This window comes from Clavibacter lycopersici (assembly GCF_003576405.1).
Lineage (GTDB): Bacteria > Actinomycetota > Actinomycetes > Actinomycetales > Microbacteriaceae > Clavibacter > Clavibacter lycopersici.
In genome coordinates, this window is record NZ_QWGT01000100.1 from 1 (window position 1) to 9,507 (window position 9,507).

Here is a 9,507-nt window from a genome sequence, read left to right on the forward strand (position 1 = left end):
GTACGAGTCCGGACCCGGCGCGCCGGCCCCGGCCCCGGCGCCGTCGCCCAGCGCACCCGCGACACCGACGGATCCCGCGCCCGCGACACCGGACGTCGCCCCGTCCCCCTGAGCCGCGATCCGGGCTTCCGCTCCTCTTACGGCACCCTCACCAGCCGCAGCTCGTCGCGTCAGGACCGAGCGACCGCGCCCCCGCCTCGGGCATGATCGGAGGGTCAGCCGGCGCCCGTCGCGGGACGATCCCGCCCCGGAGGCGTGCTCTAGGCTGACGTGCACGTCTCCGCACCGGTCCGGCCGGTCCTACGAACAAGGTGAGCATCCGTGGCTGACAACGATCAGACCCCCTGGGGCCGCGTCGACGAGACGGGCACCGTCTTCCTGCGCGAGGGCGACGGCGAGCGCGCCGTCGGCCAGTACCCCGACGGGACCCCCGAGGAGGCGCTGGCCTACTTCCAGCGCAAGTTCACCGACCTCGCGGGCCAGGTGACGCTCCTGGAGCAGCGCGCGAAGCGCGGCGCCCCGGCGGCCGACGTGTCGAAGGCCGTCGCGCACCTCATCGAGGCCGTCGACGGCGCGAACGCCGTGGGCGACCTCGCCGCCCTCCGCACGCGGCTCGACGTCCTGGCCGCCACCGTCGGCCAGCTCACCGAGAAGCAGGGCGAGGAGCAGCGGCAGCTGGTGCAGGCCGCGATCGCGGAGCGCACCGTCATCGTCGAGGAGACCGAGCGGCTCGCGAACCAGGACTTCTCGAAGGTCCAGTGGAAGCAGCTGACCGCCGAGGTCGACGCCCTGTTCGGCCGCTGGCAGCAGCACCAGCAGACGGGTCCGCGCCTCCCGAAGAACGACGCCAACGAGCTCTGGAAGCGCTTCCGCACGGCGCGCTCCACCATCGACACCGAGCGCAAGGCGTTCTTCGCCGAGCTCGACAACGCCCACAAGGACGCCCGCTCGAAGAAGCAGGCCATCGTCGAGCAGGCCAGGGCGCTCGAGCCGCAGGGCGTCGGCGGCATCCCCGCCTACCGCCGCCTCCTCGACGAGTGGAAGCTCGCCGGACGCGCGGGCAAGCGCTACGACGACGCGCTGTGGGCCCAGTTCAAGGCTGCGGGCGACGTGTTGTACGGCGCCAAGGCCGAGGTCGACGCCGCCGACGACGAGGAGCAGCAGGCCAACCTGCAGGCCAAGCTCGCCCTCCTCGACGAGGCCGAGCCCATCCTCCAGATCACGGAGCGCACGGCCGCGCGCGACAAGCTCACCGCCGTCCAGCTCCGGTGGGACGCCATCGGGCGCGTGCCGCGGGACAGCGTCAAGACCGTCGAGGACCGCCTCCGCAAGGTGGAGACCCACGTCCGCACCCTCGACGAGGAGTTCTGGCGCAAGAACAACCCGGAGACGAAGGCGCGATCCGAGGGGCTCGCCTCGCAGCTCGGCGCCGCCATCGACAAGCTCCAGCGCGAGCTCGACGCTGCCAAGGCCGACGGCGACGCACGACGCATCAAGGACGCGGAGGAGGCCCTGGCCGCCCGCCGCGTCTGGCTGGACGCGCTCGGCTCGTAGCCCGTCCCCTCCGCAGGACGACGACGGCCCGGGATCCTCCACAGGATCCCGGGCCGTCGTCCGTGAGGCCGAGCGCGATGGCATGGTGCGCGCATGTCCCCGCGTCTCGCCCCCGTCCTGTCCGTCCTCGACCTCCCGCTCGCCGAGCTCTGCTCCGCCCGCCTCGACGGCGAGGTGTACGAGGTCGACGCCTGCTACTCCCCCGTCGACGAGCTCGCCTCGCCCTGGCTGCGCGCAGCGGCGCTGGCCGCGCAGGTCCCGTCGCGTCTCATCGCCGAGCGGTCGACGGCGGCATGGGTGCACGGCGCCGTGCGCATGCCGCCGCGCACGCACGAGTACTGCGTCGACAGCGTCGCGCGCTGCCATCCGCCGGCGCTGCGGAACGTGCGCATCCGCGAGGTGGTCCTCGACGAGCGCGACACCGTGGTCCTCGCGGGCCTCCGGGTCACCACGCCGCTTCGGACGCTCTGCGACATCACCCGCACGGTCGCCGACTTCACGCCGCGACACGAGGCCGCCTGCCTCGGCCTGCTGGCGCTGCCCGGGGTCACGACGACCGCGGCCCGAGAGCACCTCGCCGGCTGCGGAGCGCTGCCCGACAAGCGCCGTTCGATGGCGCGGCTCGATGCGCTGGACCGTCGCGATGCGCCGTCGGACCCCTCAGCCGGAGGGCCGGCAGCGGATCCCGTCAGCCCCCGTTGACGCGGTAGACGTCGTACACGGCGTCTATGCGGCGCACCGCGTTGAGCACGCGGTCCAGGTGCGTCACGTCACCCATCTCGAAGACGAAGCGGCTGATGGCCAGCCGGTTCGACGAGGTGGAGACGGACGCCGACAGGATGTTCACGTGGTGCTCCGAGAGCACGCGCGTGACGTCGCTGAGGAGTCCGGACCGGTCGAGCGCCTCGACCTGGATGTGGACGAGGAACAGGCTCTTGGACGACGGAGCCCACTCCACCTCGATCATGCGGTCGGGCTCGGCGCGCAGCGAGTCGACGTTGTGGCAGTTGGCCTGGTGAACGGAGACGCCGGCACCCCGCGTCACGAAGCCGATGATCTCGTCGCCGGGCACGGGCGTGCAGCACTTGGCGAGCTTCACGAGGATGTCGGGCGCTCCCCGCACGAGCACGCCGGAGTCGCTGTTCCGCGACACGCGCGAGCGCTGCGTGACGGCGAAGACCTCCTCGGCCTCCCCGCCGCTGTCGCCCTGGATGGACGAGAGCACCTTCTCGATCACCGACTGCGTGGAGACGTGGCCCTCGCCGACGGCGGCGTACAGCGCCGCGACGTCGTCGTACTTCATGCTCTGCGCCACGTCCGAGAACGCGTCCTGGTTCATGAGCTTCTGCAGAGGCAGGTTCTGCTTGCGCATGGCGCGGGCGATGGCGTCCTTGCCCTGCTCGATCGCCTCCTCGCGCCGCTCCTTGGTGAACCACTGCTTGATCTTGTTGCGCGCGCGGGCGCTCTTCACGAACGCGAGCCAGTCCTTGCTCGGACCGCTGTCGGGGTTCTTCGACGTGAAGACCTCGACCACGTCCCCCGTGGTGAGCGGGTTCTCGAGCGGCACGAGCCGCCCGTTCACCTTCGCGCCCATGGTGCGGTGGCCGACGTCCGTGTGCACGGCGTAGGCGAAGTCCACGGGAGTGCCGCCGGCGGGCAGCCCGATGACCTTCCCGTGCGGCGTGAAGACGTAGACCTCCTTCGCGCCGATCTCGAAGCGCAGCGAGTCGAGGAACTCCCCGGGATCCGCCGTCTCGGACTGCCAGTCGGAGATGTGGGCGAGCCAGGCGAGGTCGGTGTCACCCTGCGGCGACAGCTCCGTGGTGCGCCCGCCGTTCATGCGCTCCTTGTACTTCCAGTGCGCGGCCACGCCGAACTCGGCGCGCTGGTGCATCTCGTGCGTGCGGATCTGGATCTCCACCGGTCGGCCCTTCGGCCCGATGACCGTGGTGTGCAGCGACTGGTACAGGTTGAACTTCGGCGTGGCGATGTAGTCCTTGAAGCGGCCGGGCACCGGCGTCCAGCGGGCATGGATCGCACCGAGCACGGCGTAGCAGTCGCGCAGCGAGTCGACCAGCACGCGGATCCCCACGAGGTCGTAGATCTCGTCGAACTCGCGGCCGCGCACGACCATCTTCTGGTAGATCGAGTAGTACTGCTTCGGCCGGCCGGCCACCTTGCCGCGGATCTTCGCGGCGCGCAGGTCGTCGTTGACGCTGTCGATCACCTGCTGCACGAACTCCTCGCGCTGCGGGGTGCGCTGCTTCACGAGGTTCTCGATCTCGACGTAGATCTTCGGGTAGAGCACCGCGAACGACAGGTCCTCGAGCTCCCACTTGATGGTCGAGATGCCGAGGCGGTGCGCGAGCGGCGCGTAGATCTCGAGGGTCTCCTTGGCCTTCCGCTCCGCGGACGCGGACTCGACGAAGCCCCACGTGCGCGCGTTGTGCAGGCGGTCGGCGAGCTTGACGACGAGGACGCGGATGTCCTTCGACATCGCGACGACCATCTTCCGCACGGTCTCCGCCTGGGCGCTGTCGCCGTACTTGAGCTTGTCGAGCTTGGTGACGCCGTCGACGAGCATGGCGATCTCGTCGCCGAAGTCGTGGCGGAGCATGTCGAGCGTGTACTCGGTGTCCTCGACGGTGTCGTGGAGGAGCGCCGCCGCGAGGGTCTTGGGGCCTATGCCGAGGTCCGCGAGGATCTGCGCCACCGCGACCGGGTGGGTGATGTACGGCTCGCCGCTCTTGCGCTTCTGGCCCTCGTGCGCCCGCTCGGCGACGGCGTAGGCCCGCTCGATGAGGCTCATGTCGGCCTTGGGGTGGTGCAGGCGCGCGGTGCGGATGAGCTGCTCGACGGCACCCGCCGGCTGGGCGCGGGAGAAGAGGCGGGGCACCAGGCGCCGGAGGGAAGCCGTGCTCGAGGTCGTCTCCGTCATCGTTCAGCCTCCCAGGCGTGTGCTGGAGATCAAATTATCACCGCGCTGGAGAGCTCCCGACCACGGGTGGCCGGGAGCGGGTCAGGCGATGCGGCCGGGCTGCCCGTCGTCGGTGACGACGTCGCCGCCCATCTCGGACCACGCGTGCATGCCGCCCGTGACGTTGGACGCCGCGAACCCGCCGCGCAGGAGCGCCTGGGTGGCGATGGCCGACCGGTGACCGGACCGGCAGACGACCGCGATGTGCTGGTCCGCCGGGATCTCCCCGGCTCGGGCCTCGAGCTCGCCCATCGGGATGTGGTGGGCTACGGCCGAGTGGCCGGCCTCCCACTCCTCGGGCTCGCGCACGTCGAGCAGCCAGGACTCGCCCGTCGCCGTGCGGGCCTTCGCCGTGGCGGCGTCGAGGTCCTCGGGCACGCCGGCGCCCTGCGCGCTGGTCACGACTCCACCGTCACGGCGGCGCGCTCGGCCTGGGCACGGCTCGCGGCCGACGCGGCCAGCGCGTCCCCGCGCTTCACCTTCGGCTCGCCCTCGCGGAGGTGCGCGTAGAGGGGTGCCGCGATGAAGATCGTCGAGTAGGTGCCCACGATGATGCCGATGAACAGCGACAGCGCGATGTCACGCAGCGTCCCCGCCCCGAGCACGACGGCGCCGATGAACAGGATCGAGCCGACCGGGAGGATCGCGACGATCGACGTGTTGATCGAGCGCACCAGCGTCTGGTTGACGGCGAGGTTGACCGACTGGCCGAAGGTGCGTCTCGACTCCTGTCCATCCTCCGCGGTGTTCTCGCGGATCTTGTCGAACACCACCACGGTGTCGTAGAGCGAGTACCCGAGGATCGTGAGGAAGCCGATGACCGCCGCGGGCGTGACCTCGAAGCCCGTGATGCCGTAGATGCCCGCGGTGAGGACGAGGTCGTGCAGGAGGGCGATGATCGCCGCCACCGACATCTTCCACGTGCGGAAGTAGACCGACATGACCACAGCGGCCAGCGCGAGGAAGACCACGAGGCCCCAGAGCGCCTGGCGGGTGATGTCCTGGCCCCACGACGGCCCGATGAAGGACTCGGTGACGCTGGACGTCTCGACGCCGTACGCGGTCGCGAGCGCTTGGCGGACCGCGGTGCTGTCCTCGGGCTGGAGCTGGTCGGTCTGCACGCGGATGGCGTCGCTCCCGACGGACGAGACGCGCGCCGGCACCGGCGTCACGGTGGCGACCGCGTCGCTCGCGATGTCCTGCGACTGCGACTGCACCCCGCTCACCGTGTACTCGGATCCGCCCGTGAACTCGATGCCGAACGTGAAGCCGCCGCGCAGCAGCGGGCCCAGGATCGAGATCAGGATGCAGACGGCCGCGATGGCGTACCAGAGGCGGCGGCGCCCGACGATGTCGAACGAGCGCTTGCCCGTGTAGAGGTCGTTGCCGAACTCGGAGAAGCCAGCCATCAGTCGTCCCTGCTCGTGTCGTCGGCCCGCGGCGCGTCGATCGTCGCGGTCTTCGTGGATCCGGCCGCCTGGCCCTGCGCGGCCTTGCGCTCGGCGATGGTCTGCCGACGCGCCGCCTCCTTGGCCGCGGCGGCGTTGCGCCCCGACGGTGCGGTGGGCGTGCGGAACGTGGCGCGCCCGCGGTACACCGCGCCGAGCGCCCGCGGGTCGAGCCCGCTCATGCGGTGGCCCTCCGCGAAGAACCGCCGGTTCGCGAGCAGCTGCAGGATCGGGTGCGTGAAGAGCGACACGACGATGAGGTCGATGATCGTCGTGAGCCCCAGCGTGAGGGCGAAGCCCTTCACGTTGCCGACCGCGAGGATGAACAGCACCGCGGCCGCGAGGAAGTTGACCGTGTCGGACGCGATGATCGTGCGCAGCGCGCGCTTCCACCCCTGCTCGACCGAGGAGACGAGGCCGCGGCCGTCGCGCAGCTCGTCCTTGATGCGTTCGAAGTAGACGATGAACGAGTCCGCCGTGATGCCGATGGCCACGATGAGCCCCGCCACCCCGGCGAGCGACAGCCGGTACCCCTCCCGCCAGCTGAGCAGCGTGATGAGCAGGTACGTGATGACGGCGGCGATCACGAGCGAGGCGATGGTGACCATCCCGAGCGCCCGGTATTGGACGAGCGAGTAGAGCACCACGAGCACGAGGCCGATGAGGCCCGCGATCAGGCCGCTGGTGAGCTGCGAGGAGCCGAGCGTCGCCGAGATCACGTCCGAGCTCTGCAGCGTGAAGCTGAGCGGCAGGGCGCCGAACTTGAGCTGGTCGGCCAGCGCCTTCGCGCTCTCCTGCGTGAAGTTGCCCGTGATGGACGGCTTCCCGTTCGTGACGACGCCCTGCGTGACGGGAGCCGAGATGACCTCGTTGTCCAGCACGAACGCGAACTGGTTGCGCGGCGACTCGAGCGTGATGAGGCGCGTGGACATGTCGCCGAACTGCTGGGTGCCGTCGCCGTCGAAGACCAGGTTGACCGACCAGGTGCCGGTGCTGACGCCCTGGCTGGACTGCTGCAGGCCGCTGGTGGCGTCGGAGATCGTGCTGCCGTCGACCTCGACCGGGCCGAGCACGTACTTGGCGGCGCCGTCGTCGGAGCACGCGATGATCGCGCGGTCGGCGGGGGCCGCCTGCCCGTCGCTCTCGGGGGCGGTCGCGCAGTCGTAGGCGGCGAACTCGGCCTGGAGGCGCGGGGTGACCCACGAGACGTCGCTCGGGCCGGTGGGCTCCGCGGTCGGCTCGTCCGAGAGGGTGGAGGGGTCGGGGGTCGCCTCGGCCGCGGGGGTCTCCGCCGCGGGGGTGGATCCGTCGGTGGGCGTCGTGCCGTCGGCCGGAGCCGATCCGTCGGTGGGCGTCGGGGTCGGGGCGACCGACGCGGTGCCGGCCGCGCCGATGAGCACGGGGCGCAGCTCGAGCTTCGCGGAGGACTGGAGGCGCTGCATGGTGGCCGCGTCGGGCTCGCCGGGCAGGCTCACGACGATGTTGCTGCCGCCCTGCGTGGTGATCTCCGCCTCGGAGACCCCGCTGGCGTCGACGCGCTGGCGGATGATCGAGACCGCCTGGGCGAGCTGCTCGCTCGTGGGCCCGGAGGACGCCCCGTCGAGCTGCGGCGCCAGGATGATCTGCGTGCCGCCCTCGAGGTCGAGCGCCAGCTTCGGGGTCCAGGACCCGTTGCTGAACGCCACGCTGGCGGCGTTGCCGCCGGCGAGGAGGCCGATGATGACCAGCAGCCAGATGAGCTTGCGCCTGGCCTTGCGTACCGGTGTGGGCGACTTGGCCACCTGGACACTCGACTTTCTTCACGGTGGGCCGGCGGGATCCGCGCGGCGCCCCGGATGGAGGGGGGAGCGGGTCCGGGCGGGGAGTCGCCCGGGAAGGGGCGGGCGGCCGGTGGCCGCCCGCCCGGAGGATCAGGAGCGCGCGGTGGGGGCGTCGCCGTCGTCGAGGCGTCGCGTCGCGTCGCCGGTGCCGGTCTCGTCGACCACGTCCGCGGCGGGCGCGTCGTCCACCAGGACGGAGGCGTCGTCGGCGACGGTGGGCTCGACGACCCGGGCGATCGTCTGGCGGTGCAGCTTCAGCACGGTGCCGGGCGAGACCTCGAGGTAGGCGAGGTTGTTCTCCTCGTCGAACGAGACGAGCGTGCCGTAGATGCCGGACGCCGTCATGACCTCGGCACCGGGGACCATCTGGGTCTGCAGCGCGGCGAGGTCCTTCTGTCGCTTCCGGCTGTTGCGGAACATGAAGAAGATGAGCAGCGCCAGGACGGCGAACATGATCAAGGTGAACGGGTCCATGCGGGACGGGCCTTTCAGATGCTGGGGGGTGACGGACACGACGAACCGGCGACGTTCCGCGGGAGGCCAGCTTGAATCATAGTTCATCGCCGAAGAGGGCCCCGGCGGCGCCCGCGGCACCCGACGCACGGGCGGGGGCGCCCTGCAGGGCGGGCGGCTCGAGGCCGAAGTGCTCCCACGCGGCCGGCGTCGCGACCCGGCCGCGCGGCGTGCGCGTCACCAGCCCGATGCGGACGAGGAACGGCTCGACGACCGACTCGATCGTCTCCGCCTCCTCCCCCACCGACACGGCCAGGGTGTTGAGACCGACGGGTCCGCCGCCGAAGCGCGTGAGGATGCCGCGCATGACGGCGCGGTCGAGGCGGTCGAGGCCGAGCGGATCCACGTCGTAGAGCTCGAGGGCGGCGCGCACCGACTCGAGGCCGGCCTCGGTCCCGTGCACGAGCGCGTAGTCGCGGACCCGGCGCAGCAGGCGGTTCGCGATCCGCGGCGTCCCCCGGCAGCGTCCCGCGATCTCGGCGACGGCCTCGTGCTCGATCTCCAGGTGCAGCATGCCGGCGGCCCGCTGGATCACCTGCTCCAGCTCTTGCGTCTCGTAGAACTCGAGGTGCGCGGTGAAGCCGAAGCGGTCGCGGAGCGGGCTCGGCAGCATGCCCGAGCGCGTCGTCGCGCCCACCAGGGTGAAGGGCGACAGCTCCAGCGGGATGGAGGTCGCACCCGCGCCCTTGCCCACCATGATGTCGATGCGGAAGTCCTCCATCGCGAGGTAGAGCATCTCCTCGGCGGAGCGGGCCATGCGGTGGATCTCGTCGATGAAGAGGATCTCGCCCGGCACCAGCGCCGACAGCACAGCCGCCAGATCGCCTGCGTGCTGGATCGCCGGGCCGCTCGTGAGGCGCAGCGGGCGGCGGCTCTCCTCGGCCACGATCATGGCGAGCGTCGTCTTGCCGAGCCCGGGCGGACCCGCGAGCAGTATGTGGTCGGGCGACCGGTTCTGCATGGCCGCCGCGGTGAGCAGCAGCTCCAGCTGGCCGCGCACCTTGACCTGCCCGACGAACTCGGACAGCGACCGCGGGCGGAGCGCCCCCTCGAACGCGAGCTCCGCGTCGGACTCGGGGACGGGGCTCGACGCGTCACCGTGCGCGAGGCCGCTCACCGGTCCGCCGCCTGGCCGGCCGGCGACGCGCCCGCGGGCTGCTGCGGCCCGAGCATCCCGAGCGCGACGCGCAGGAGG

At 71.5% G+C, this 9,507-nt stretch carries 8 protein-coding genes; 2 read left to right on the plus strand and 6 right to left on the minus strand.

All coding sequences use genetic code 11. From position 1 onward, the window contains the following. The first annotated feature begins 321 nt into the window (after window positions 1-321). Together DZG00_RS08330 and DZG00_RS08335 are read left to right on the plus strand one after the other, a co-directional pair. Complete coding sequence (locus tag DZG00_RS08330) at window positions 322-1,554, plus strand: DUF349 domain-containing protein (protein ID WP_119381907.1); 1,233 nt, start codon at window positions 322-324, stop codon at window positions 1,552-1,554. A 93-nt stretch (window positions 1,555-1,647) separates the two neighbouring features. Beyond that, window positions 1,648-2,256 carry a type IV toxin-antitoxin system AbiEi family antitoxin gene (locus DZG00_RS08335; protein ID WP_119381906.1) on the plus strand — a complete coding sequence of 203 codons (609 nt, stop codon included), beginning with the start codon at window positions 1,648-1,650 and terminating at the stop codon, window positions 2,254-2,256. Here the strand turns inward: DZG00_RS08335 and DZG00_RS08340 are convergent. From DZG00_RS08340 to ruvB, 6 genes are all read right to left on the minus strand, one after another. Then, complete coding sequence (locus DZG00_RS08340; RefSeq protein ID WP_119381905.1) at window positions 2,243-4,492, minus strand: RelA/SpoT family protein; 2,250 nt, start codon at window positions 4,490-4,492, stop codon at window positions 2,243-2,245. The genes DZG00_RS08335 and DZG00_RS08340 overlap by 14 nt on opposite strands. A gap of 81 nt (window positions 4,493-4,573) precedes the next feature. Further along, the gene (locus DZG00_RS08345) at window positions 4,574-4,933 is read right to left on the minus strand and encodes a rhodanese-like domain-containing protein (protein WP_119381904.1); all 360 of its coding nucleotides are present in this window, start codon (window positions 4,931-4,933) and stop codon (window positions 4,574-4,576) included. Then, window positions 4,930-5,940: a protein translocase subunit SecF gene (secF, locus tag DZG00_RS08350; RefSeq protein WP_119381903.1), complete on the minus strand. Its 1,011-nt coding sequence runs from the start codon at window positions 5,938-5,940 to the stop codon at window positions 4,930-4,932. Before secF ends, DZG00_RS08345 begins: the two co-directional genes overlap by 4 nt. Further along, window positions 5,940-7,760, minus strand: coding sequence for a protein translocase subunit SecD (secD, locus tag DZG00_RS08355; protein WP_119381902.1), 1,821 nt, complete (start codon window positions 7,758-7,760; stop codon window positions 5,940-5,942). The genes secF and secD overlap by 1 nt, the downstream gene beginning before the upstream one ends. Before the next feature lie 129 nt (window positions 7,761-7,889). Next, window positions 7,890-8,273: a preprotein translocase subunit YajC gene (gene yajC, locus DZG00_RS08360; RefSeq protein WP_233549031.1), complete on the minus strand. Its 384-nt coding sequence runs from the start codon at window positions 8,271-8,273 to the stop codon at window positions 7,890-7,892. Window positions 8,274-8,349: 76 nt separating this feature from the next. Further along, entirely contained in the window at window positions 8,350-9,429 is a 1,080-nt protein-coding gene (gene ruvB, locus DZG00_RS08365; RefSeq protein WP_119455526.1) for a Holliday junction branch migration DNA helicase RuvB, read from the minus strand. Between the last annotated feature and the right edge of the window lie 78 nt (window positions 9,430-9,507).

What these genes read in the sequence shown, in the direction of transcription:
- secF (WP_119381903.1), bottom strand. Translation starts at nt 5,940, where the DNA reads ATGGCTGGCTTCTCCGAGTTCGGCAACGACCTCTACACGGGCAAGCGC.
- yajC (WP_233549031.1), bottom strand. Translation starts at nt 8,273, where the DNA reads ATGGACCCGTTCACCTTGATCATGTTCGCCGTCCTGGCGCTGCTCATC.
- DZG00_RS08340 (WP_119381905.1), bottom strand. Translation starts at nt 4,492, where the DNA reads ATGACGGAGACGACCTCGAGCACGGCTTCCCTCCGGCGCCTGGTGCCC.
- DZG00_RS08335 (WP_119381906.1), top strand. Translation starts at nt 1,648, where the DNA reads ATGTCCCCGCGTCTCGCCCCCGTCCTGTCCGTCCTCGACCTCCCGCTC.